Below are 22,164 nucleotides of genomic sequence, written 5' to 3' on the forward strand. Positions count from 1 at the left end.
AAAAACCGCGGTGCATCCTTCGCGGGCAAGCCACGCTCCTACAGGATTTTCGTCGCTCAACTTACCGGCACTGCGTCGAGCATCAAGCGCTGGCGCACCACGTCGACGAGTTTGTCGGGCTGGAACTTGGAGAGGAAGTTGTCGCAACCGACCTTCTTGACCATCGAGTCGTTGAAGCTGCCCGACAGCGAGGTGTGCAAGACCACATAAAGGCCGCGCAAACGGGGGTCGTTGCGGATTTCGGTGGTCAGGCGATAGCCGTCCATCTCCGGCATTTCCGCATCGGTGAAGATCATCAGCAGCTTGTCAGTCATGACTTCGCCCGTATCGGCCCAGGCCTTGAGCATGTTCAACGCCTTCAAGCCATCGCTGGCGATGTGCATCTTCACGCCCAGTTGACCCAAGGTGTCGCGCAATTGCGACAGGGCTACGTTCGAGTCATCCACCAGCAGCACTTCACGGCCACGGGCGCGCTCCAGAACCGGATCGTCGAGTTTGTCGCGCGATACCTTGGCGTTGTACGGAACGATTTCGGCCAGGACTTTTTCAACATCGATGATTTCCACCAGTTGGTCATCGACCTTGCTGATGGCGGTCAGATAATGCTGGCGACCGGCACTGGTCGGCGGCGGCAGAATGGCCTCCCAGTTCATGTTGACAATGCGGTCCACGCCACCGACCAAAAACGCCTGCACCGAGCGGTTGTACTCGGTGACGATGATGGTACTGGTGGGGCTTGGCACCAGCGGGCGCATACCGATGGCCTGAGACAAATCGATCACCGGCAACGTCTGGCCACGCAGGTTGACCACACCGCAAACAAAGGGATGGCGTTGCGGCATCAGGGTCAGCTTCGGCAACTGCAACACTTCCTGGACCTTGAAGACATTGATCGCAAACAATTGCCGTCCGGCCAACCGAAACATGAGAATTTCCAGGCGATTCTCACCCACCAGTTGCGTGCGTTGGTCTACCGTGTCGAGAATGCCGGCCATTTAATGACTCCTGGGCTTGTTCTGATGAATTCACTAAAGGGAGTTATCGGCTGTTTTTGCCGGACCTTGACTCCCAGACAAAATGCCACGACCCAGCATTGATGTCACATTAACATCATGCTTTACTGACTCCGTGATTTTCATCTGCTTCATTCCCTGCCGCGCGACCTCGGTTTGCACGTTAGGTTCCCTTGCGTAAGGGATTCCCCTAGTGACAATCAGGCCCAACCTGATATTCGCAATATCCAATAGCCATTAATGTGACGCCATTCTCATCGCATGAACGGAGTCAGGCTTTTGTGTGCGATCGCAGTTCAGTGGCCATCCACCCTCTCGAGTTCCCTGTCGGCACTCACACCTGCCAGAGCGCGATCTCACAAAGGCATGGCAGCGCCGGGACACGTAGTGTGTCCCATCGGCACACACGACATTCCCTTATCTGACATGACGTTGTGGAGATAAACATGCCGAACGACAGCAAAGAGTGGGCTCAACGATTTCCAGAGTTTCTCGTCGAGGCTGAAACACTCTTGGCCAAATCCGAGGAATGCCTGAGTCATTTGCAACTGATCAGCAATGACAAGGACGCCATCGATTGCATGCTCAGTACCCTTCTCAAGCTGTCCAGCAAGGCCGATGCCCTGGCATTGGCGTCGGTCTCGGAGTTCTCGCTGCATATTCATGGATTGCTGAGCCGCGCGCAGAACCGCATGGACCTGCACGATCAAGCCCTGGATGCACTCAAGGACTGCTTCACATTAATGGCTTGGCAACTCGAACTCATCGATCACACTACCGGCCAACTCGGTCTCGATGACAGTGAACAGAGCTCGCTAATTGAAGCGTTTGCGTTTCAAGTGGGGCAAAGTCAGTTTCAGCCGTTCAGCCACTCCAGACCGTTCGGGCTCGTTTCGTTCTCGGAACGACCAACTTAAAATCACCCGCGTATTGCCATGACGCTCGCCGTCATTTGATGTGCTCGTCGCAATTGAATATTTCATTCCAGTCAACGATAGCTCGAAACAAATAATCCCCTGAGCTTGTCAGGCAATCGATATCTTTTCACGATAAAAATTCGACGCTTTTTCCATTATGGAACGATTGTCCAAACACTATATTTCCTGTCGGTATGGCGCTATATACCGAACGCGACCAACGGTATCTTAAGTGGTAGTATGCCGACCGTTAATTGACGTCAATTAATGACAGAGTCATTCCAGACGAGCACATTGAAGGCTGGAATTTCAAGCACTTGCACCGCTGCCATTGAAGGCGAACTCACACAACAGATTTCCACCCCAGAGACCCGTCAGCCCTTATGGCCGGTCTGCCCGCAGCGAACATTCATTGGCTCCATCCGCTATGTACGCCAGCCTCAAGTCAATGGCCCCGTGGCCACCTTCCCGAAAAAACGCGCGCCGGTTCACGCTTTTACTGTGCGTCTGCTCGGCGCTCGGCAGCCTGCTGGTCTACAGCTTGTCCATGCCTCTGCCGGTGAGTTTGCTGGTACTCAATAGTGCGGCGTTGACCTGTGTCTGGGTGGGACATCGCCTCTCGCGCAAATCGATAAAGTTTCAACCTCAAGAACTGGCTGACCGTCTTCTGCAAGTGCAGGAAAACGAACGCCACCGGCTCAGCCGTGAGTTGCATGATGACATCGGTCAATTGCTGACCGCCGCCAAACTTCAAAGTGAATGGCTCAAACGACGATTGCCCGAAGAACTGCAGGGGCAGTGTTCGGTACTCTGCGAAACGTTGGACGAAACCCTGACCAAGGTGCGTGACGTTTCAGCCATCCTGAATCCGCGGCAATTGGCCAGTCTCGGACTGGAAGCCAGTTTGCGTGCGCATTTGCTCAAAACCCTGGCCAATACCTCCGTGCACTGGAGCCTGGAATGCCATCAACGCTTGACAGGCATTCCGGAGGAAATGGCAGTGGCGGCTTTTCGAATCACTCAAGAAGCGATTACCAATATATTGCGTCACGCAGAGGCCAGTAATCTGTTGGTCCGCCTGCAACGCCTGCCCCAGGGCCTGACGCTGTTGATCAGCGATGACGGCCTGGGTTTCTCGCCCGCGGCAGATCCCGCACGCGAGGGGCAACGCGGAATGGCCGGGATGTCGGAACGGACCGATCAGTTGGGTGGCACACTGACGGTGACCAGCGAACCGGGCAAAGGCACTCAAATAGAAGCACTCTTCCCCTGGGCGCCCCGTGCGCTGGAACGGGCCAGTACGAATAAGGTTATGCATTGACTTGTAACTTACTTCTGGTGGACGACCACTCGCTTATCAGGGCTGGCGTGCGGGCTCTGGTGCTGGATATTCCCGGTTATGCGGTAATCGGGGAGGCCAATGATGGCTCGCAGTTGGTCGAGATGGTCGAGCAGCTATCCCCGGACATCATTCTGCTGGACATCTCCATGAAGCAAACCGGTGGCCTTGAAGCCTTGCAACGACTCAAAAGAGTACGTCCGCAGTGCAAAGTGCTCATTCTGTCGATGCACACCGACCCGGCGCTGATCATGCAGGCACTGGAATCAGGGGCTCATGGCTACCTGCTCAAGGACACCACGGCCAGCGAACTCGAGCATGCCCTGGATGCCTTGCGCAATAACGAACGCTATCTGAGTCCGGCCATTGCTCATACCGTCATCAACCAGGCGCTGACCCGACACCAGAAAAATCAGGCGCAAAACCAGGACTCGCACAACCTGACGCCACGTCAACTGGAAATCCTGCGACTGATTGTTCGCGGAAAATCCACCCGGGAAATCGCCAATGGCCTGAGCCTGAGCATCAAGACCGTCGAAACCCACCGCTCGCAGATTATGAAACGCTTGCAGATCTACGATGTGGCCGGCCTGGTGCTGTTCGCTGTACGCGAGCAAATCATCAGTCTGGACGATTAGCCGGGTTCGAGACGCTCAGCAGCGGCGAACCCTCGGGCAAATGCACACGCAATGCCGCCGGACGCGCCGAGAAACGCAGACTATCACCCTCCAGAGGTTCACCATCAAGGTTGATATAAAGCCCCTCCGAGACTTTTATCTCGACCCATGGCAAGCGAGCTCGCACAAACATGTTGTCGATTCCGAAACCATCGGTCAGCAGGTCTTTCAAGGTACTGACCACTTCCTGTGGCGCGGGCAAAATGCTGATATCCAGCAGGCCATCGTCAGCCAGCGCCTGTGGGCACAACACATGACCACCGCCAGCCTGACGGCCATTGCCAATACCCAATGCCAACAATTCGCCGCGCCAGTGAAAATCCGGCCCCTGCAACTCGCCATAAGCCGCATGCAACTCACTGAAGCGCGATAAACCCGTGAAGAGATAAGCGGCGCCTCCGAGAATTTTTTTCAGATCCTCGGAGGTATTGGCCGTGACCTGACTGCCAAAGCCGCCGGTGGCCATATTCAGGAAAACCTGCCCGCCGACTTCTCCCAGATCGATGGCTCGAGGGGCAGCCTCCAGCAGGTCCAACGCCTGGGCGGGCGCCAGAGGCACACCGGCAGCGCGAGCAAAATCGTTGGCGGTGCCCAAGGGCAAAAGCACCAGACTGGCCTGCGTCGAATGCGCCGCCATGGCTTCGGCAATATCACGCAAGGTGCCATCACCGCCGCCGGCAATCAGCTGCATATAACCTGACGTCAGCGCTTCCTCTACCAACCGCTGTGCATCACCGGCCTCCCAGGTCAGTCGAACAGCCAGTTCCCAGCCCTGCTGGCGCTTGCCTTCGACGGCTGCACGGACCTCCTCATTGAGTGCCTGCTTGCCATGCAGAATCAACAGCGCCTTGCGCTCACTCATTTTTGCCACTCCCATATCCGCAATTCCATGGGATATGTTGACCTCGCAGCCCCTTATAAAAGTCGCAAAAATTTGAATTATTTCCAGCGGAAGGAAGCGTGAGTCCTACAGAGTGGTATTTTTTCTTACAAAACGTGAGGAATCGGCTCAATTGACCCACTTGGGCAATTGATACACCGTTGTGTCTCGGTTCTCAGCCATCACCCGTTAATTGCCACAGGGACGTGAAAAACAATGAATAGAATTCCCTTAAGACCTTCAAAAAGCGCAAGCAACGGTATCGACCACTTGAATGGTTTTAACGCAAGGAGCCCCCTCCTCCATGCAAAACAATGAACTCAGACTACCGGTAACTCCAGTCGCGCCGTTCGCAGAAAATCACGCAAATCATCAGGCTGAATTCAAAAACAGCGCAAAGCCCGCCGGAGAAGTCGATATGGAACCTCGCATCGTTGAACTGGAAGCACACCTCAAGTACATCCGAAGAGCTATGGAAGAAGTCCGGGATGACGTCAAAGCCATCAAACACAGGCTTGCCTACTCAGCTGGCGGAACAGCCGTGATCCTGGGACTTCTGGCCTGGATCGCCAACAGCCGCTTCGACCAGGTCGTGACACTTCTGGCACATTAAGGAATGGTCATGCATGCAAGCCCAAGGCGATCACCCCGGGCTTGCGTGGCAAAACCAGCGCCTGTTCAGCTCAAGACTTCACTTAGAGGGATGAAGCTCACATCATCACCCTCGATCAGCGTACGGCCCTCCAGCACTTCAACCAGACCGTCAGCCCAGGCTGCACTGCGCAGTACGCCAGAACTCTGATTCCTGTAGATGATTGCCCGGCCATTCTCCAGACGTCCGCGCAGGTACTCACGTCGGTTACCAGCCTTTGGCCAGACAAACCCTGCCGGCACCTGAAACTTCAGGGGCTCAACCTCTTTGACGCCTTGGCGGCGCAAAAGGTAGGGCCTGGCCAACAGAGCAAAAGTCACCAGTGTCGACGCCGGATTGCCGGGCAAACCAATCACAGGCACGCCGCTAAAATGCCCGAACGTCAGCGGCTTACCTGGTTTGATGGCAAGCTTCCATAAGGTCAATTCGCCTTCTTCCCGTAAGGCGATGCCTAGAAAGTCGGCCTCTCCCACCGATACGCCACCCGTCGAGAGAATCAGGTCGACATCCTTCAACTCACCCAGGCGAGCACGAGTGGTCGCTAAATCATCGGGAAGAATGCCGGCATCGATCACCTCACAACCCAAGCGCTGCAACCAGCTGCAGAGCAATACCCGATTGCTGTTGTAAATCTGTCCCGGCCCAAGGGTCTGGCCCGGCTCAATCAACTCATCACCGGTAGACAAGACCGCAACACGAATCTTGCGAACCACGTCCAGCTCAGCGCATCCCAGCGATGCCGCCAGCCCCTGCTCGATAGCCCCCAGACGCGTTCCGGCGGGCAAAATCAGCTCACCAACGGTGGCCTCCTGACCTTGTGGACGGATGTTCTGTCCCGGTTTCATGATCTCGGTGAAACGTACCCGCTCATCCGTCTGAACCTCGGCGTTCTCCTGCATCTCGACACAGTCGGCACCTGCGGGCACTGGTGCGCCGGTGAAGATCCGCGCGCAGGTACCCGGCTTCAAGGGCTCCGGGGCCTGGCCTGCAAAAATCTTCTGACTGACCACCAACGGCTCTCCCGTCCAGTCGGACAGGCATAAGGCGTAACCGTCCATGGCACTGTTGGGCCAGGGCGGCAAATCCAGTGTCGATACCAGGTCAGCGGCCAGTACACGCCCCTGAACCTGCGCCAACGGCAAGCGTTCGCGCTCACAAATCTTCGAGGCGTCGGCCATTTCCAGTAAACGCGCCAGTGCTTCCTCGACAACCATCAGGTTGCCAGTCTTGCCTGGCTTACCCGCGGGATTCACAGGGTGCCGCCTGTTTCAGATGGGCCACGAAATTGCACGGACGGTGACGCGAATCCAGTTGCTCGGCGAGAATGCCGTCCCAACCGGTGCGCACTGCGTTGGTCGAGCCCGGCAAACAGCACACCAGCGTGCCATTGGCCAGACCGGCCAAGGCCCGGGACTGAACCGTCGAGGTGCCAATATCCGCAACCGATATCTGCCGGAACAATTCACCAAAACCATCGACTTGCTTATCCAGCAGACAACTCACGGCTTCGGGCGTGCTGTCGCGACCGGTGAATCCCGTACCGCCGGTGATCAACACCACTTGCACGACCTCATCGGCAATCCAGCTGGCGACTTGCGCGCGGATTTTGTAGAGGTCATCTTTAAGCAATACACGGGTCGCCAGGTTATGACCGGCAGCGGTCAAACGGTCAACAAAGACCTGGCCTGAGGTATCGGTTTCCAGGGTACGGGTATCGCTGACAGTCAGCACCGCGATGTTGAGCGGTGCGAAAGGTACATCAGCCTTGGCTTTCATAGGCTCGTCCAGTTGTAGGAGAAACAGCCCGGTGTTATATCACAGCGCCTCATTTTTTCGCCGCCCCCATGGAGAAGTGCGATGACCTCGAATACACCTCTGGCGCCTTGCTCCATTCTGCTCCTGGCCGGCGGCCGTGGCCAACGCATGGGCGGTCAGGACAAGGGCTTACTGGAATGGCACGGCGAGCCGCTGATCGCGCATCTGCACCGCAAGACGCGTCCGCTGAGTGATGACCTGATCATCTCCTGCAACAGAAACCTGGAAAAATATGCGCCTTATGCGGATCAGTTGGTCCATGACGACGAAGGCGACTTTCCAGGACCATTGGCCGGTATTCGCGCAGGCTTGAAAGCCGCCCGCCACACTCACTTACTGGTGCTGCCCTGCGATGTACCACGCATCGATGCCGCGCTGCTCCAGAACATGCGCGAAACCGCCGGACAGCATCCGGACAAACCGCTGATGTTGCGCCATGGCGAACATTGGGAACCCTTGTTGTGCATCATTCCTGTCGCCCTTTCAGCGGCTTTCGAGACTGCCTGGAACGAAGGCGAGCGCAGCCCGGGTCGCCTTATGCGCAAGCTGGGCGCCACAGCCCTGCAATGCCCGGACAACGACCCCCGCCTGGCCAATCTCAATACGCCGGAACTGTTAAGCACACACCACACTGTGTCAGACTGACATGCGAAGGAACTTGCGTGCGTTGTACACGTCTCAAGCTCAGCAACCAAAAGAATTCCCATTCGGAGACACACCCATGACCCAACGGACCCTCGCCACTTTCATGCTCGCATTGGGCCTTGCGAATCTCGCCGGTTGCGCATCGCCTACCGTGATCACTTTGAATGACGGTCGAGAAATCCAGGCCGTCGACGCGCCTAAGTACGATGAAGAGTCGGGCTTTTACGAATTCGAACAACTGGATGGCAAGCACACCCGCGTCAACAAAGATCAGGTCCGTACCGTTAAAGATCTGTAATCTTTACGGCGACAACCAGATACAGAAAAGCCCGCTTTAAAAGCGGGCTTTTTCGTGGGTGAAGAAAAGCAGAGTCGTTAGCCCCGTGATTACCACTGCAACGTGATCGTGCTTTCGAATTCTCTTTCCTGCCCCGTGACCGGATCGACAAATCGCAACCCTTGGGCCAACAACTTCAAGGGGTTGGCATAGTCATCTTCTATGCCCTTGAGCACCTGCGGATAGAACGGATCATTGCAGATGCTGGCCCCCAGAGCTGTCATGTGAACTCGCAACTGATGTTTCTTGCCTGTCACGGGGTACAGCGCATAACGCCAGAGTTCACCATTTTTTTCCCTGACCTCGACAGCCGTCTCGGTGTTGCTGACACCCGGACCTTCTTGCATGCGAAAAAACGGTTCGCCATCAATAAGTCGACTTTTATGGACCAGCGGGAAGGAGTGTTCTGGCAATGCCCGGGCGATTGCCTCATAGCGCTTTTCGATCTGGCGTGCAGGAAACAAGGATTGATACGCCGACCGACTCTGAGGGTTGGCTGAAAACAGTACCAACCCCGCCGTATGCCGGTCGATCCGATGCAAAGGCACCAAATGCGGGTTATCCAGGCGACGGATCAGCCGTCGCAGCAATGTCTGCTCAACGTATTCACCCGCTGGCGTCACAGGTAGAAAGTGCGGTTTGTCCGCCACCACCAGATGCTCGTCGGCGTAGAGAATCGACTCCACCACCGGGATCGGTTTTTCGTCCGGCACCTCACGAAAATAATGAATCCGCAGACCTTCCTTGTAAGGCAGGTCCAAGGCGATCGGCAGGCCTTGCCCATCGAGGACACGACCGCGAGCAATTCTGTCCAGCCATTGTTCTCGACCGATGGCACTGAAGTGTTCGCACAGGCAATCGAGTACAGTCTGCCACGGTCCCGGCGGCAGATAGAGCGTGCTGGCCTGGTTATGTGCAGCAGAAAAAGATGAAGTGGACATACGAAAAGCTCTAACCCTCAATACAGAGCGGCATTATCCAACAGTGGCCGGAACGAACCTAGAAGAGAATCCTCAGGCCGGTATTGACTGTGTTCGAGCGGCCGCTTCAGTGAACTCCTTGAGCCAGCGCAGCACATCGACCGCTTCCCAGCGACCCGGATCATAAAGCGCATACAACAACCCCTGATAACCCACGACATCCAGCTGTCGGTGATAGCCCGCACGCTGGAACAAGGCTTCGATTTCGGCGAAACAGGTGTTGAAATGTAGTTTGTTGAAGGGCGTTTTACCCTCCGTGACCAGGCCATCCAGACGCAATTCGAGGACGGCCTCGCGCACCACGTCCGCCGACATCCGGTTCACGCTGTTCTTCAATTGCTCGACATTGACCAAGGTTCATCCCTCTGACGTCAGGGATCGGCTGCCAAACCCGAAACAGGGAGAAGCATGGCAGGCAATCGGAATAACTGTATGCGCATACAGTAACCGAATAACCAACCTTTCGCCAATGGAGGAAACAAGGATCGCGACAGGTGGGGCATCGCCAGCAGCATCAGGGTTCGCGCAGGAAAGCCACTACTTCATCGGCACCGAACGGCCAACCCAGCTCTGCGCCGGTATCGACTCGTCGCAACACCGGAATGCGCAGACTGTAAGCTTCGAACCAGGTTTCATCGTCAGCGATATCCACCAGCTCCACCAACAGACCACGCTCGACAAACTCCATCAGCATGGCTTCGGCGACTTCACAAAGATGGCAACCAACGGTGCCGAACAGCTGACATTCAGGAGGCATGACGACAAGACCAAACGAAGTAAGCGCTCATTCTAGGCCCGCGATCAAAAGCAGTCGAGCCGACGCCCCACCTGTCCGAGCAATGGCTGATTTCAAGAGATTTCGGCAAACTCCTGACGCACATCATTCGCCTCAACTGTCAGTTGCGCGATGCTCGCGTCTTTTTTGCCTCTACGCTTGAGTGGTCAGAACCCTCACCGGAGTTTTTAGTGTTCGCCAATCTGTTGATCATCTTCACCTCCTCTCTGGTGGTGATTGCACTGTTCCAGCGTCTGCGCTTGCCACCGGTGCTGGGCTATCTGTGCGTGGGGCTGATGATCGGCCCGACCGCGTTCAACTGGGTGAATGAAAATGAAGATTTGCCCGATCTTGCCGAGTTGGGCGTGGTGTTCTTGCTGTTCTCCCTCGGGCTTGAGTTTTCCCTGGCGAAAATGCTCGCACTGCGCCGAGTGGTATTTGGCCTGGGCAGCCTGCAAGTGCTGGGTTCCGGGATTGTGCTGGGGGGGTTGCTGATGCTGTTCGGCATGCCGACCACGCCTGCACTGCTACTCGGAGCCGGTTTGGCGCTGTCGTCCACCGCCATTGTCAGCAAGGAGTTGAGCAGCCTGGGTGAGCTTTTCAGCCGCCACGGCCAGAATGCCATTGCTGTGCTGTTGTTCCAGGACGTGGTCGCGGTGTTGCTTCTGACCCTGGTGCCAGTGTTTGCCGGCAGCAGCGACCAGGCCTGGTATTGGGCGCTGCCATTGACGCTGGGCAAGACCATTGTGCTGTTCGTCGGTCTGCTGCTGGTCAGTCGCTGGTTTCTGCCACGGCTGTTCCATGAAGTCGCCGCGTCCCGCTCCGCGGAGCTGTTCGTGCTGTTGGCGCTGGTGATCGTTTTGCTGACGGCCTGGCTGACTCACCTGCTCGGCCTCTCCCCTGCCCTGGGCGCCTTTCTCGCCGGCATGCTGCTGGGGGAAAGCCACTACCGACATCAGATCGAGGCGGACATCCGTCCGTTCCGCGACATTCTGCTCGGGGTGTTCTTCGTCAGCATCGGCATGCTGATCGACTTGCGCTTGTTTGCCAGCCACGGCCTGCTGATTGTCGGTCTGACGCTAGGGTTATTGCTGATCAAAGGCACCGTGGTCGCGCTGCTGGTCAAATGGCGCGGCAGCGATGGCGAAACCGCCTGGCGTAGCGGCCTGGCATTGGCACAAGGGGGCGAATTCTGCTTTGCCCTGATGACACAGATGCAGCAGAACAAACTGATGCCCGCCGACCTCGGTGGCCTGCTGCTGGCCGCCACGCTCTGCTCGATGCTGGTGACGCCTTTACTGCTGCGCGCCGCTCCCTACATCGCCACACGCCTGCACCGCAAGCCCAACGAAGAAGCCGAACTCGAAGAAATCAGCGCACTCAACGCGGGCTTGCACAATCACGTAGTGATCTGTGGCTACGGCCGCGTAGGTCAGTCCATCGGGCGCGTCCTGCGTAATGTCCATCAATCTTACATTGCGCTGGATACCGATCCGGTGCGGGTTCAGGAAGCAGCGGTCAATGAAAACTGTGTTCATTACGGCGACTCACGTCGCGGTGAACTGCTGGTCGCGATCGGGCTGGAGCGCGCCAGACTGCTGGTGGTCGCCGTGGACCAGACGGACATCGCACTGTTGATACTCAAGGAGGCACGCCGGTTCAACCCGAGCGTGTCGATCCTGGTGCGCACACGGGATGACAGTCAGTTGGCCGAGTTGAAGGCGGCCGGCGCCAGCGAAGTCGTACCCGAGTTGCTGGAGTCGAGCCTGATGCTCGCCTCCCACGCGCTGATCATGCTGGGCATACCCGGCCAACAGGTGCGAGACCGGGTCGACCAGGTACGGCGTGACCGCTATCGCCTGCTGCATGGTTTTTACCCTGGCGCTGACGATGAGGAACAGTGATTCAATCCTGACTCACGGCACCGATCTTGTGCACCGACAAGTCCGCGCCGTGATATTCCTCCTCCTGGCTCAGGCGCAGACCATGGAAGGTCTTGATCGCGCCATACACCGCAAAACCACCTGCCAGCGCCACAATCACCCCCAGAGAAGTACCGATCAACTGACTGATCAGGCTCACGCCCCCCAAACCACCCAAGGCGGTTTGACCGAAGATGCCGCAAGCGATCCCGCCCCAGACACCACACAGTCCATGCAGAGGCCAGACGCCCAGCACATCGTCGATACGCCATTTGCCTTGAGCCGCGGTAAAGCACCAGACAAACAGTGCCCCGGCGATGGCACCGGTCAGCAACGCGCCCACCGGGTGCATCAGATCCGATCCGGCGCAGATCGCCACCAACCCGGCCAGCGGGCCGTTATGCAGGAAGCCCGGGTCATTGCGCCCGGCGATCAGCGCCGCCACAGTGCCGCCGACCATGGCCATCAGCGAGTTCACCGCCACCAGCCCACTGACCCCTTGCAGCGTCTGGGCGCTCATCACGTTGAAGCCGAACCAGCCGACGATCAGGATCCACGAACCCAACGCCAGAAAGGGAATGCTCGACGGTGCGAATGCCACCAGTCGTCCGTCGCGATAACGACCTTGCCTTGGCCCGAGCAACAACACCGCCGCGAGTGCCAGCCAGCCGCCCATGGCGTGAACCACCACGGAGCCTGCAAAGTCATGGAAGCTGGCGCCAAAGCGTTCCAGCAACCAGGTTTGCAGACCGAAGTTGCCATTCCAGATCATGCCTTCGAAGAATGGATAGATGAACGCCACAATCAACGCCGTCGCACACAACTGCGGGACGAACCGGGCGCGCTCGGCAATACCTCCGGAAATGATTGCCGGTATCGCCGCAGCAAAGGTCAGCAGAAAGAAAAACTTCACCAGCCCATAGCCATGATCAGCAGTGATTACCGCCGCCGGCTGCATGAAAGTCACCCCGTAGGAAATCCAATAGCCTATAAAGAAGTAGGCCAGGGTCGAAATAGCGAAGTCGCTGAGGATCTTCGACAAGGCATTGACCTGGTTCTTTTGTCGAACCGTGCCCACCTCGAGAAAGGCGAAACCGGCGTGCATGGCCAAAACCATGACGGCACCGATGAGGATGAACAACGTATTGGAGCTATGGACCAGACTGTCCACAGCGCTTTGCAGATTTTCCATGGATTGGCAGACCTGAAGGCTGAAAAAAGCACCAAAGCAGTTCGCGCGACTGGCTTGCGCACCAAGTTGCAGCCTACCCAGACTGAAGCGTTAATCCGGATGAACCGCTTTGGCGCACAAGAACGGAGCCTTTGCGCGAGTTTTGATTATTTGAGTTAAGGTTTTCCTGAAATCATGCCCAGCAACAGCGCAATGGCGCAGGCTGACGCACCACGACATAGCAAAAGTTGTACCAGTCATTTGTACTGAACCTTCACGCAAGGCTCATACTCGAACGCTTCAGAAGCCACTCACGGAGATCACCAATGGCACGCACCACAGCAAAGACTGCTCAAGAAGTTCTGATGGAAGATTTTCAGACACTGGTCACCGACACCGAAAGGTTGCTGGAACACACCAAATCCCTGGCTGGCGATCAAGCCGATGAATTGCGCCAGCAGATCCATGACAGTCTGCTGCGCGCGCGGGAAACCCTGAGATTGACCGAAGACTCTGTGCGTGAGCGCGGCAAAGCCGCTGTCACCGCCACGGAAGATTACGTCCAGGCCAATCCATGGCAATCGGTCGGAATCGCGGCTGGCGTGGGTTTCCTGATCGGCCTGCTGGCTACTCGGCGCTGATATGGCGATCGGCGAATCCGGCTCGTCCTCGACGGGCACCGGCTCATCACCGCGGCGCCTCGGTGCCGCGTTTCTTGGACTACTGCACAGTCATGTCGAACTGTTCGGCATTGAATTGCAGGAACAAAAAGCACGCACCGTAAGCCTGTTGCTGTTTGCAGGCCTGACGCTGGTATTTGCCTTGTTGTTGCTGGTGGGCTTGTCGACGCTGGTGTTGATCCTGTTTTGGGACACCTATCGTCTGGCAGCAATCATCGGGCTCTGTGTGTTCTACACCCTCGCAGCGTTGTTCTGTGCGATGCGCTTGAGAGCGGCGATTTTCGATGAGTCCTCGCCCTTCAATGGCACCCTGGAAGAGCTGGCCAATGATCGGGAGCGTCTGTTGCCATGAGCATGCCTGAACTTCCCCGCAACAGCTCACGCACGGAAATGCGCAAGGCGCTGATCCGCCTGCGTATGGAAATGCATCGCCAGGAAATTCGCCACGAATCCCAACACCTGCTGCAACCCCTGCAACGGGTGCGTGGCATGACGCAAAACCTGCAAGATGGCTTCGGCATTAAACATGCCCCGCTCTGGGGTATCGCGGCCGTGATCGGGTTGGGCTTTCTGACCGGCAAGGGTGCCAAGGGTGGCGGTATCGGTAGCCTGACTCGGTTGGCTCGCCTGGGCGTCACGCTGGGGCCACTGATCAAGCTGATCATGCAAAGCGCTTCGCGCAAACCTTAATCAGTCCTGTCTGGCTGCATGCTTGCCATACCTGCGGGATTAACCTCTTTAACCAGAGGTTGATCCTGCGTGTCTGCCTGGTGTCCAGGTTTACCCGGAACCAAACCTTACGGCGAGCGACTGCTGCTCATCGATATCAATACGGCAGGGCTGTAGTTCCCCTTGCAGGTACCGACACGAACCGGGAAGCTAGGGGATCAGTCACCTGACGGAGAAACCAGCCTTGGATTGGCAAACCCTGCTCACCCGCGAACGCCTCGGAAAGCCTGTGCACAGCCCGGAAGAACTCGGCCGCAGCCCTTTCCATAAAGATCACGACCGCATCATTTTCTCGGGCGCGTTTCGTCGACTCGGGCGCAAGACCCAGGTCCATCCGGTCTCCAGCAACGATCACATCCACACGCGCCTGACCCACTCGCTGGAAGTCAGCTGTGTCGGCCGTTCGCTGGGCATGCGTGTCGGTGAAACCATCCGCAGCGCCCTGCCCGACTGGTGCGAACCAAGCGACTTGGGAATGGTGGTGCAATCGGCTTGCCTGGCCCATGACATTGGTAATCCGCCCTTCGGTCATTCCGGTGAAGACGCCATCCGCCACTGGTTCCAGCAGGCCGCAGGTCGTGGCTGGCTGGATGCCATGAGCGAAACCGAACGCAATGACTTCCTCAATTTCGAAGGCAATGCCCAAGGTTTCCGAGTGCTTACCCAGCTTGAATACCACCAGTTCGAAGGGGGAACCCGGCTGACCTACGCCACGCTGGGCACTTACCTGAAATACCCGTGGACAGCCCGGCACGCCGACTCACTGGGCTACAAGAAGCACAAGTTCGGTTGCTACCAGAGCGAACTGCCGCTGCTGGAACAGATCGCTCATAAACTCGGCCTGCCCCAGCTGGACGAACAGCGCTGGGCGCGCCATCCGCTGGTGTACCTGATGGAGGCCGCCGACGACATCTGCTACGCGCTGATCGATCTGGAAGATGGCTTGGAAATGGAGCTATTGGAATACGCCGAAGTCGAATCCCTGCTGCTGGACCTGGTGGGGGACGATCTCCCGGAAACCTATCGCCAGCTCGGTCCACAGGATTCGCGTCGACGCAAACTGGCGATCTTGCGGGGCAAAGCCATCGAACACCTGACTAACGCAGCAGCCCGAGCGTTCGTTGAGCAACAGGACGCGCTACTGGCCGGCACGCTGCCTGGCGACCTGGTGGAACACATGCATGGCCCCGCCAAACGCTGCGTCTTGAATGCCAAGGACATGGCGCGCAAAAAAATCTTCCAGGACAAGCGCAAGACACTCCACGAAATTGGGGCCTACACCACCCTGGAAATCTTGCTCAACGCCTTTTGCGGCGCGGCACTGGAACAGCACAACGGCCGTACGCCCTCCTTCAAGAACCGCCGCATACTCGACCTGTTGGGCAACAATGCGCCCGATCCTCATGGCTCTTTACACACCTCCTTCTTGCGCATGATTGATTTCATCGCCGGCATGACCGACAGCTATGCCGGTGAAATGGCGCTGGAAATGACCGGTCGTTCAAGCCACCGATAAAAATGTACCGATCAGCCGTGCCAGAGAATTCTGAACGGCTGATCGAGTTCCTCGACATTCATCTGTATTTCAACGTCGACAGAATCGCCCTACACCTTGTGCAGAGCTGACTGATCGATTGTTCGACCGTCTCGCGAAATAATCACATTCCCGGCTCGACAGATGACGCATGAAAACTCCTATGTTCAAACATGATTGGCGCATTTTGCTGGTGGAAGATCATCCCTTTCAGTTACGAGCCACTCAATACCTGCTGGAGAGTTATGGCTTCACCCAGCTGACCGCTACTGACAGTGCCGAAAGCGCTTTGCAACATATGATCAACGCTGCGCAACCATTCGATATTCTTCTGTGCGACCAATGCCTGCCCGACCTTCCAGGCCTTGATTTGATCGAATATGCCAGTCGCCGGGGAATGATCAGACAGGCAATACTTCTGAGCAGCCTGACACCCGCCGAACTGGACAAACTTAAAGTAATGGCTTACGAACATCGACTGCCCTTGCTCGGCTACTTGATCAAGCCATTGAAACAATCAGACTTCAGAAACTTGTTGACCTTGGCTTCACTATAAAAACGCAAAAACCCGAACACACTAAAACAATGACCAATGTTTAGATTCAAACCTCTAGCTCAATGCTTTCAACCCCTTAATTACTCCTACCGAACTTTCGCCTTTCCTCATGCAAAACCTAGTTGATACGTAGTCCTATTCTTCTTCAGTTGTAGGACTTTTCCTATATTGCTGCTATAGCCCCCTCCGTTCATGCGGTCCCTCAACTATCTGAGCTAAGGTGCGCGCTTTATTTGTGCACGTATGGGATTTGATTATGAACTCCGTTTTTATTGTCGACGATCACCCTGTCATCCGTCTTGCCGTTCGAATGCTGCTGGAACATGAAGGTTACAAAGTCGTCGGCGAAACTGACAATGGGGTCGATGCAATGCAGATGGTTCGCGAATGCATGCCTGACCTGATCATTCTCGACATCAGTATTCCCAAACTGGATGGTCTGGAAGTTCTTGCCCGTTTCAACGCCATGAGCACCCCTCTCAAAACACTTGTACTAACTGCACAGTGTCCGACACTTTTCGGTATTCGCTGCATGCAGTCCGGTGCATCGGGCTATGTATGCAAGCAGGAAGCGGTCATTTTCAGGAAAAATTAATTTTTTTCAGAAAAAATGAATTACAAACGCCTAGCATCGAGCCAATCCATTGCTCTTCTCGGGGAATTCCGTGTACCTATGCGCTCTGGATTGCTCGTTGGCTAAGTACCGCACCTTGCCGTGTTGTCGTAATCGAGATGCCAGGATCTGACCAGTTCAGATTATTCGCTTCTGTTCTTTGATTTTATTGATACGAAGTAACATTAGCCCAAAAATTTCGACCGCGAGAGGTGTCATGGCCTGCATAGTTTCCCGTGGTTCAACCTTCACGCCGAGCAGTTTCAACCCCAAGTAGAGCTTAAGCAGATAGTAGGTAATGGCGATAATCGACAGGTAGGATGCGACTTAGGTGTTCGATTTTTTTACGATGGGAGGTCGGTGCGGCAAGTCGTGAACATGTGTAATTTTTTTAATTTTTTTCATTAAAGCATTGATTGTCTCATTTTTAATATTGAGCGCGGCATTCTGAGCTTCAACCTTTACCTGCATTGACCTCAGTTCGTCGTTTAAATCATGGTTTTTTTGGATTGATTCAGAAAGTGAGTTATTTAGTTTTTCTATGAGCCGATACTGTGACGTCTCTTTAGTATTTTGAAAGTAAGATGCGTCTTTCGATGAGTAGTACTGCACCACTATCAGCATCGCAATTACCACGAAGTATATTAACAATACACATTGTGCACCGTAATTTAAAAGCTGCCTTCTTAAAATCATTTTTGCAATCGCCTGCTTTTTTACAGGGCTTAATTTGTTCTTGCGCGCGACCAGCCGCATCGTGAAGCGTATTTCTTTTATAAAAGATCTAGCTCTTTTCTTTCCGTATATTTTTTGTGGCAATCGACTTCTGAGCATATAGTAGATTCATAATAAGCAGCAATACACCGCCACCTAACAAAATTGCTAATGGGATATATGATGTAAGAGGCTGATGCTCTGAATCCAACCTTTCTCGTATCAGCCCTGCTCCTAGAATCATTGCCCCCGCTATACCGACATTTCTTACATGGTCAAATATTGCTTTTGGGTCTTTCGATAAGTAGCCTATAAAAAGAGCTATCGCCGACTTGGTTTTTTCTAATAGCTGACAAAAGCGATAGTTCATCTGGACACGTCAATATGAGGTTGTAGAGTGAATGATAAATATTTGAACCTATATGGGCATGGCAACATAAGCCAGCAAAAAATAATTGCGTTAAAGCACCTTCATCTTTTCATACTAGAGTCCGAACCGACATCTCGCTTGATCAACATGCCTTGCTTTTCGCGTCAAGCTCTCCTGTGTAAATTTTCAGATTTTTGGTGTCTGATCAGAGCCAACAGCAAAATTTCGTAAGCATACGAAATAGGCTATTACTTTAGTGATTTTTTGTAAACACAATGAGGAAGCAGCCTAAAAAATACCAACTAATGCTCAAGCTCAATGATTTTTACTTTTTTTCTATGGAGAAAGTCAGCGCGTGTACCATCACCGAGTGCGTAAAGCGCAGCCGAGTATCGCCACAATATGGCTCGGGTACCCACTACCGTCTGGCTGTTCCTGTCCGGCCTCTACCGATGCTGACCGGCCGCATTGGGTCGGTTAGCGACCACCACGCACAATGACTGATCCACCCATGTCCTCCCTCAACGTGGAGGACAAACCATGAAGATCATTGCTACATATATTCATCAGCCTTGGAACAAGGGAAAGCTAGTCGGACAGAAAGCCCCGCTCCGAGTCAGAGATATCTGGGCCATTCGGGTAAGACTCCAGCTCGCGGAGAAAACACGGGATCTGGCTCTCTTCAACTTGGCCATCGACAGCAAGCTGCGTGCCTGTGACTTAACCAAGCTGCGAGTACGAGACATAGCCCATGGGGAACATGTGTCGTCACAAGCCATCGTGATGCAGCAGAAAACCCAGCACCCAGTGCAATTTGAAATTACTGAGCAAACCCGAACGGTTCTGGAGGCTTGGATGCATCAGGCCCGCCTCCGCAGCGAGGACTTCTTGTTTCCGACCCGGTTGCACGGCTCAGACCATCTATCCACCAGACAATACGCTCGAATAGTCGAAGCGTGGGTGACAACCATTGGCCTTGACCCAACCATGTACGGTACTCACACGCTCCGGCGAACCAAGGCATCGCTGATCTATCGCAGGACGAAGAACCTGAGAGCTGTGCAACTCCTGCTTGGTCATACGAAGCTTGAAAGCACTGTCCGATACCTGGGTATCGAGGTCGATGATGCCCTAGAAATGGCTGAACAGACGGAGGTGTAATTCCTCTGCGATGGTCGCAACTAAACTGTCGCCAATAGCTGCCAGTGAGGAGAACCGGACTGACTAACCGAATTGTAAGCGCTCCATAAACCCCACCTGCACATGAAGCGCCGATTCAAGGATGCTGAGCTCCCATTTCTCGCTCGGATCGACCGATCCGCAGGACGATCTGTTAGTCGTTACGTGTCTGTTCAAGCCGCTTATCAAGCTCGCTTGCCGGCAAGTTCGGCGTCGAGTGAAGCGTCAGCCAGACGGCCCGCAGAATGTTGATCGCGGCCATGTTCAGGTGTTGTTCGGCGGCGTGCAGGGCCAGTTCGGCTGCCAGGCGCTTGTCGGCAGCACTGAGGTGCGCCGTTTTGTGGGTCATGTCCGCATCGACGTTGGCCAACAGCCCCTGGAGTTCCTGCACCGCCTGATCCGATGCCTGACGCATGTCCGCCAGCAGGCGGCTGGCTTCGGCAGGCGTCATGGCCAAGGCGCGGACGCTGCGAAAAGTCAGGCGGGCGGGCAAGGTGGCCAAACTGAAACCCGTCGAAATTAACTTGCCAATCATGCGAACAACTCCTGTAAACGAGTGTTTCAGCAGCGTATCAGAGTAAATCGCAAAAAAATGTCTGCTCATCGCTTGCCAGAATCAACTCTCCGCCTCTTTTTGGCATCAAGCGTCTGATCGTCGTCAGAACACTCGAACGATGCGCCCATAGGCACTTTGGAGTCGGATTCAGGCAGCCTTGGCAAAGGTGTTGCACCTAGCCGATGTCCAATTTCTTCAATCGAGCCAGGCCTTGTTTGATATGACCGGCGTTTTCACCCATGGTCCACAGTGCACCACGGACATTTCCGCCCACTTCCTGTGCCCCTTGCCCCTCAATCAGCAGGGTCAACTCCATAATGGCCGCCTCTAACGCCTGCTGATTTTCGAACAGCCTTTCCAGTACATCCGACAGTGAATAATCGCTTGGCATGGTGTCGATTCCTTTCGAGAAAGCTCAAGCATAGCAGCGACAGTGCCCCCAATTGGAACCTGCAATAGGTTGATTGGAGTATGGTCAATTGATGAAGCTGTCACCGGCTACTTTCGACCCTAAGCGGTCAGACGCTTGTTATGAAAGCGGCCGTGCGGACTCTGCGTATTCGCCATGCGGAAAGAGTCTGTCATAGCTTCCTCGAATGACGAACTTTATTTCGACTTCTTCTGATTGTTGTTTGACACTCACTGCTCACTAGCTTGAGGGATGAATGTCGAGGTGGCTCGTCCTATTCCGGAAAGTAGACGACTTTTCTCCGAGCCCGCCTTGCCTCCATAACTGTTAGCGAGCCGGTAGGCTTGAAGAATTTGCTGCTTCGCCTCGGCGTACATTCCACTGCGCCAAAGTGCTTCGGAAAGTAACGTACATGCTTTGATACGGTCATCTGCAAGTCTTTCTGGAATCAGGTCAATCATGGCCAGAGCATCAAGGATTGCTTTACCGCCTTCCGCATCAAACCCGTTTTGACGCATGGACTCCGCAAGAGCTACCGTTGCTTTTACTTCCTCAAAGTAACGAATTTTTTCCGGATTATTTGAAATCGCTAGTACTGCCCGGTGGTAACTAGCCGCAGCATCCTTTCTTACTCCATTTTTTACCTGTATCTCAGCAACTTGTCGCCAGACATTGGACTCTACCCAGGAAATTTTTCTCACCGGATGCTCGGCAAAATAGAGCACCGTGGTCAGGTCTCCCCGTCTCACCGCATCTTCGAACACGCTCTTGAAGGCGTCTAATGCATGGTCAACGTATAGATTCGATGATAGCCCTGAAACAATCGCGTGAGCCTTTTGCGGATTACCAGACCTTGCCTCTTGAATGGCAACTGCGTACGGAGACTTCTCTGGCAGCCTCTTGGTGTACCCCGCCTCTGCTGCAACACTAGTCAAACTCTCAAGCGCCAACTTCTGCATAGGAGCTTGGTTGATAGTATTCGCTGATAAGATACCTAGCTCAATGAGGTCTATGGCCAGTTCATTTCTTTGAAGCCGTACTGCGACTTGGGCTAGATCTCGATAGGCAAATGCAGATTCGGCCGATTTCTCTGTGCGCTGAAGGTGTTGCTTTACTAACGCAATCATCCAGTCCCGGTTACCAGTCGATTCGCGTACCATGGCTTCAGTAACCTGTCGGTATCCACCACTACCTTCTTCATTTATGTCGCTCTCGGCGGCTCTTAGCGCTTCTTCAAAGACTGCTCGGGTTTCAGACTCTGCACCGTTCCGAGAATAGAAAAGTGCGACCTTGGTTAGATCCCCGGATTTCAGGTAGTTCGCAGATTTTCCAGAAATTTTCCTGGCTGCATCTAATGCCCGTTGAACCAACCCCGCTTTCATTTCCGGCGAAATTGATGGGACATCGACAACAAGTGCCAGAAGTGCTCCAGGCTGCGTGTTCGGGGGCATGCCAGCAATCGTATCGAGGGCATCTTCGAGAAAGCCGGCTTTGGCCTGTCCTGTGGGGATGGTCCACTCAAAACGGTCCACCGGCTTGGCTTCCAGGAAAATCGCCCGCGATGCCTCCTTCCAGTTGTCGCCGATAATTAGCGACTCCACGTTAGAAGGAGTCGATTCCGCCATGCACTGAAGCGCGATTGTGATGGCACATGCACCAACTAAAGTAGAGGCCAATTTACGTGCTGAACGTGTCACTTTA

At 54.9% G+C, this 22,164-nt stretch carries 26 protein-coding genes and 1 pseudogene; 14 read left to right on the top strand and 13 right to left on the bottom strand.

Annotated features, from left to right (window positions below):
• Positions 1-56 precede the first annotated feature (56 nt).
• Entirely contained in the window at positions 57-995 is a 939-nt protein-coding gene (locus tag MEB48_RS20265; protein WP_237885712.1) for a chemotaxis protein CheV, read from the bottom strand.
• Between the two features lie 464 nt (positions 996-1,459).
• Here MEB48_RS20265 and MEB48_RS20270 point away from each other — a divergent pair, with 464 nt between their 5' ends.
• The 3 genes from MEB48_RS20270 (at position 1,460) to MEB48_RS20280 (ending at position 3,907) form a co-directional block, all read left to right on the top strand.
• Positions 1,460-1,930, top strand: a complete 471-nt coding sequence (locus tag MEB48_RS20270) for a hypothetical protein (RefSeq protein WP_237885713.1) — start codon at positions 1,460-1,462, stop codon at positions 1,928-1,930.
• Between the two features lie 427 nt (positions 1,931-2,357).
• Positions 2,358-3,251 carry a sensor histidine kinase gene (locus MEB48_RS20275; RefSeq protein WP_237885776.1) on the top strand — a complete coding sequence of 298 codons (894 nt, stop codon included), beginning with the start codon at positions 2,358-2,360 and terminating at the stop codon, positions 3,249-3,251.
• Positions 3,248-3,907: a response regulator gene (locus MEB48_RS20280; RefSeq protein WP_237885714.1), complete on the top strand. Its 660-nt coding sequence runs from the start codon at positions 3,248-3,250 to the stop codon at positions 3,905-3,907. The genes MEB48_RS20275 and MEB48_RS20280 overlap by 4 nt, the downstream gene beginning before the upstream one ends.
• Here the strand turns inward: MEB48_RS20280 and yegS are convergent.
• A complete protein-coding gene (gene yegS / locus MEB48_RS20285) occupies positions 3,891-4,808 on the bottom strand; it encodes a lipid kinase YegS (RefSeq protein WP_237885715.1) in 918 nt (305 codons plus the stop codon). The genes MEB48_RS20280 and yegS overlap by 17 nt on opposite strands.
• A 322-nt stretch (positions 4,809-5,130) precedes the next feature.
• Here yegS and MEB48_RS20290 point away from each other — a divergent pair, with 322 nt between their 5' ends.
• Positions 5,131-5,439 (top strand): hypothetical protein, encoded by a 309-nt coding sequence (locus tag MEB48_RS20290; RefSeq protein ID WP_237885716.1) that lies wholly within the window; start codon positions 5,131-5,133, stop codon positions 5,437-5,439.
• A gap of 65 nt (positions 5,440-5,504) precedes the next feature.
• On the opposite strand, the gene MEB48_RS20295 is transcribed toward MEB48_RS20290, so the two are convergent.
• Both MEB48_RS20295 and moaB read right to left on the bottom strand, forming a co-directional pair.
• The gene (locus MEB48_RS20295) at positions 5,505-6,731 is read right to left on the bottom strand and encodes a molybdopterin molybdotransferase MoeA (protein ID WP_237885717.1); all 1,227 of its coding nucleotides are present in this window, start codon (positions 6,729-6,731) and stop codon (positions 5,505-5,507) included.
• Complete coding sequence (moaB, locus tag MEB48_RS20300; RefSeq protein WP_237885718.1) at positions 6,715-7,254, bottom strand: molybdenum cofactor biosynthesis protein B; 540 nt, start codon at positions 7,252-7,254, stop codon at positions 6,715-6,717. Before moaB ends, MEB48_RS20295 begins: the two co-directional genes overlap by 17 nt.
• An 81-nt stretch (positions 7,255-7,335) precedes the next feature.
• Between moaB and mobA the strand changes: the two genes are divergently transcribed.
• Together mobA and MEB48_RS20310 are read left to right on the top strand one after the other, a co-directional pair.
• Positions 7,336-7,938, top strand: a complete 603-nt coding sequence (gene mobA / locus MEB48_RS20305) for a molybdenum cofactor guanylyltransferase MobA (protein WP_237885719.1) — start codon at positions 7,336-7,338, stop codon at positions 7,936-7,938.
• A gap of 76 nt (positions 7,939-8,014) precedes the next feature.
• The gene (locus MEB48_RS20310) at positions 8,015-8,236 is read left to right on the top strand and encodes a YgdI/YgdR family lipoprotein (RefSeq protein ID WP_237885720.1); all 222 of its coding nucleotides are present in this window, start codon (positions 8,015-8,017) and stop codon (positions 8,234-8,236) included.
• Positions 8,237-8,325: 89 nt separating this feature from the next.
• Here the strand turns inward: MEB48_RS20310 and MEB48_RS20315 are convergent, their stop codons facing one another.
• From MEB48_RS20315 to MEB48_RS20325, 3 genes are all read right to left on the bottom strand, one after another.
• A complete protein-coding gene (locus MEB48_RS20315; RefSeq protein WP_237885721.1) occupies positions 8,326-9,216 on the bottom strand; it encodes a pseudouridine synthase in 891 nt (296 codons plus the stop codon).
• 72 nt (positions 9,217-9,288) lie between these two features.
• On the bottom strand, positions 9,289-9,609 hold the full coding sequence (locus tag MEB48_RS20320) for a hypothetical protein (protein WP_007895054.1): 321 nt from the start codon (positions 9,607-9,609) through the stop codon (positions 9,289-9,291).
• Between the two features lie 160 nt (positions 9,610-9,769).
• Entirely contained in the window at positions 9,770-10,012 is a 243-nt protein-coding gene (locus MEB48_RS20325; protein ID WP_032835369.1) for a glutaredoxin family protein, read from the bottom strand.
• 209 nt (positions 10,013-10,221) lie between these two features.
• Between MEB48_RS20325 and MEB48_RS20330 the strand changes: the two genes are divergently transcribed.
• The gene (locus tag MEB48_RS20330) at positions 10,222-11,934 is read left to right on the top strand and encodes a cation:proton antiporter (protein ID WP_237885722.1); all 1,713 of its coding nucleotides are present in this window, start codon (positions 10,222-10,224) and stop codon (positions 11,932-11,934) included.
• A gap of 1 nt (position 11,935) precedes the next feature.
• Here MEB48_RS20330 and MEB48_RS20335 read toward each other — a convergent pair whose 3' ends face one another.
• Entirely contained in the window at positions 11,936-13,144 is a 1,209-nt protein-coding gene (locus MEB48_RS20335; protein ID WP_237885723.1) for an ammonium transporter, read from the bottom strand.
• A 305-nt stretch (positions 13,145-13,449) separates the two neighbouring features.
• On the opposite strand from MEB48_RS20335, the gene MEB48_RS20340 reads away from it, so the two are divergent.
• From MEB48_RS20340 to MEB48_RS20365, 6 genes and pseudogenes are all read left to right on the top strand, one after another.
• Positions 13,450-13,764 (top strand): DUF883 family protein, encoded by a 315-nt coding sequence (locus MEB48_RS20340; protein ID WP_008009371.1) that lies wholly within the window; start codon positions 13,450-13,452, stop codon positions 13,762-13,764.
• A 1-nt stretch (position 13,765) separates the two neighbouring features.
• The gene (locus MEB48_RS20345) at positions 13,766-14,155 is read left to right on the top strand and encodes a phage holin family protein (protein WP_095055478.1); all 390 of its coding nucleotides are present in this window, start codon (positions 13,766-13,768) and stop codon (positions 14,153-14,155) included.
• Positions 14,152-14,493 (top strand): hypothetical protein, encoded by a 342-nt coding sequence (locus tag MEB48_RS20350; protein WP_237885724.1) that lies wholly within the window; start codon positions 14,152-14,154, stop codon positions 14,491-14,493. The genes MEB48_RS20345 and MEB48_RS20350 overlap by 4 nt, the downstream gene beginning before the upstream one ends.
• Positions 14,494-14,716: 223 nt before the next feature.
• Positions 14,717-16,048, top strand: coding sequence for a deoxyguanosinetriphosphate triphosphohydrolase (locus MEB48_RS20355; protein WP_237885725.1), 1,332 nt, complete (start codon positions 14,717-14,719; stop codon positions 16,046-16,048).
• Between the two features lie 169 nt (positions 16,049-16,217).
• Positions 16,218-16,622 carry a response regulator gene (locus MEB48_RS20360; RefSeq protein ID WP_237885726.1) on the top strand — a complete coding sequence of 135 codons (405 nt, stop codon included), beginning with the start codon at positions 16,218-16,220 and terminating at the stop codon, positions 16,620-16,622.
• Between the two features lie 256 nt (positions 16,623-16,878).
• Positions 16,879-17,193, top strand: a pseudogene (locus MEB48_RS20365) (response regulator); the annotation flags it as partial.
• Between the two features lie 369 nt (positions 17,194-17,562).
• Here MEB48_RS20365 and MEB48_RS20370 read toward each other — a convergent pair.
• Both MEB48_RS20370 and MEB48_RS20375 read right to left on the bottom strand, forming a co-directional pair.
• Positions 17,563-17,991 carry a hypothetical protein gene (locus MEB48_RS20370; protein ID WP_237885727.1) on the bottom strand — a complete coding sequence of 143 codons (429 nt, stop codon included), beginning with the start codon at positions 17,989-17,991 and terminating at the stop codon, positions 17,563-17,565.
• A gap of 28 nt (positions 17,992-18,019) precedes the next feature.
• Complete coding sequence (locus tag MEB48_RS20375; protein ID WP_237885728.1) at positions 18,020-18,319, bottom strand: hypothetical protein; 300 nt, start codon at positions 18,317-18,319, stop codon at positions 18,020-18,022.
• A gap of 540 nt (positions 18,320-18,859) precedes the next feature.
• Here MEB48_RS20375 and MEB48_RS20380 point away from each other — a divergent pair.
• Entirely contained in the window at positions 18,860-19,480 is a 621-nt protein-coding gene (locus tag MEB48_RS20380; RefSeq protein WP_237885729.1) for a tyrosine-type recombinase/integrase, read from the top strand.
• Between the two features lie 172 nt (positions 19,481-19,652).
• Here MEB48_RS20380 and MEB48_RS20385 read toward each other — a convergent pair whose 3' ends face one another.
• The 3 genes from MEB48_RS20385 to MEB48_RS20395 all read right to left on the bottom strand — a co-directional run bounded on the left by MEB48_RS20385 (position 19,653) and on the right by MEB48_RS20395 (position 22,160).
• On the bottom strand, positions 19,653-20,033 hold the full coding sequence (locus MEB48_RS20385; RefSeq protein WP_237885730.1) for a hypothetical protein: 381 nt from the start codon (positions 20,031-20,033) through the stop codon (positions 19,653-19,655).
• 196 nt (positions 20,034-20,229) lie between these two features.
• Positions 20,230-20,445, bottom strand: coding sequence for a hypothetical protein (locus tag MEB48_RS20390; RefSeq protein ID WP_237885731.1), 216 nt, complete (start codon positions 20,443-20,445; stop codon positions 20,230-20,232).
• 248 nt (positions 20,446-20,693) lie between these two features.
• Positions 20,694-22,160 carry a hypothetical protein gene (locus tag MEB48_RS20395; protein ID WP_237885732.1) on the bottom strand — a complete coding sequence of 489 codons (1,467 nt, stop codon included), beginning with the start codon at positions 22,158-22,160 and terminating at the stop codon, positions 20,694-20,696.
• Between the last annotated feature and the right edge of the window lie 4 nt (positions 22,161-22,164).

The sequence above is a fragment of the Pseudomonas sp. PGPR40 genome, assembly GCF_022014505.1.
In the GTDB taxonomy this organism is placed as follows: Bacteria; Pseudomonadota; Gammaproteobacteria; order Pseudomonadales; family Pseudomonadaceae; genus Aquipseudomonas.

Bases quoted from the DNA above. Each gene is read 5' to 3' on its own strand.
- MEB48_RS20265 (WP_237885712.1), bottom strand. From the start codon at position 995: ATGGCCGGCATTCTCGACACGGTAGACCAACGCACGCAACTGGTGGGT.
- MEB48_RS20270 (WP_237885713.1), top strand. From the start codon at position 1,460: ATGCCGAACGACAGCAAAGAGTGGGCTCAACGATTTCCAGAGTTTCTC.
- MEB48_RS20275 (WP_237885776.1), top strand. From the start codon at position 2,358: ATGTACGCCAGCCTCAAGTCAATGGCCCCGTGGCCACCTTCCCGAAAA.
- yegS (WP_237885715.1), bottom strand. From the start codon at position 4,808: ATGAGTGAGCGCAAGGCGCTGTTGATTCTGCATGGCAAGCAGGCACTC.
- MEB48_RS20290 (WP_237885716.1), top strand. From the start codon at position 5,131: ATGCAAAACAATGAACTCAGACTACCGGTAACTCCAGTCGCGCCGTTC.
- moaB (WP_237885718.1), bottom strand. From the start codon at position 7,254: ATGAAAGCCAAGGCTGATGTACCTTTCGCACCGCTCAACATCGCGGTG.
- mobA (WP_237885719.1), top strand. From the start codon at position 7,336: ATGACCTCGAATACACCTCTGGCGCCTTGCTCCATTCTGCTCCTGGCC.
- MEB48_RS20310 (WP_237885720.1), top strand. From the start codon at position 8,015: ATGACCCAACGGACCCTCGCCACTTTCATGCTCGCATTGGGCCTTGCG.
- MEB48_RS20315 (WP_237885721.1), bottom strand. From the start codon at position 9,216: ATGTCCACTTCATCTTTTTCTGCTGCACATAACCAGGCCAGCACGCTC.
- MEB48_RS20325 (WP_032835369.1), bottom strand. From the start codon at position 10,012: ATGCCTCCTGAATGTCAGCTGTTCGGCACCGTTGGTTGCCATCTTTGT.
- MEB48_RS20335 (WP_237885723.1), bottom strand. From the start codon at position 13,144: ATGGAAAATCTGCAAAGCGCTGTGGACAGTCTGGTCCATAGCTCCAAT.
- MEB48_RS20340 (WP_008009371.1), top strand. From the start codon at position 13,450: ATGGCACGCACCACAGCAAAGACTGCTCAAGAAGTTCTGATGGAAGAT.
- MEB48_RS20345 (WP_095055478.1), top strand. From the start codon at position 13,766: ATGGCGATCGGCGAATCCGGCTCGTCCTCGACGGGCACCGGCTCATCA.
- MEB48_RS20350 (WP_237885724.1), top strand. From the start codon at position 14,152: ATGAGCATGCCTGAACTTCCCCGCAACAGCTCACGCACGGAAATGCGC.
- MEB48_RS20360 (WP_237885726.1), top strand. From the start codon at position 16,218: ATGAAAACTCCTATGTTCAAACATGATTGGCGCATTTTGCTGGTGGAA.
- MEB48_RS20370 (WP_237885727.1), bottom strand. From the start codon at position 17,991: ATGCGGCTGGTCGCGCGCAAGAACAAATTAAGCCCTGTAAAAAAGCAG.
- MEB48_RS20375 (WP_237885728.1), bottom strand. From the start codon at position 18,319: ATGAACTATCGCTTTTGTCAGCTATTAGAAAAAACCAAGTCGGCGATA.
- MEB48_RS20380 (WP_237885729.1), top strand. From the start codon at position 18,860: ATGAAGATCATTGCTACATATATTCATCAGCCTTGGAACAAGGGAAAG.
- MEB48_RS20385 (WP_237885730.1), bottom strand. From the start codon at position 20,033: ATGATTGGCAAGTTAATTTCGACGGGTTTCAGTTTGGCCACCTTGCCC.
- MEB48_RS20390 (WP_237885731.1), bottom strand. From the start codon at position 20,445: ATGCCAAGCGATTATTCACTGTCGGATGTACTGGAAAGGCTGTTCGAA.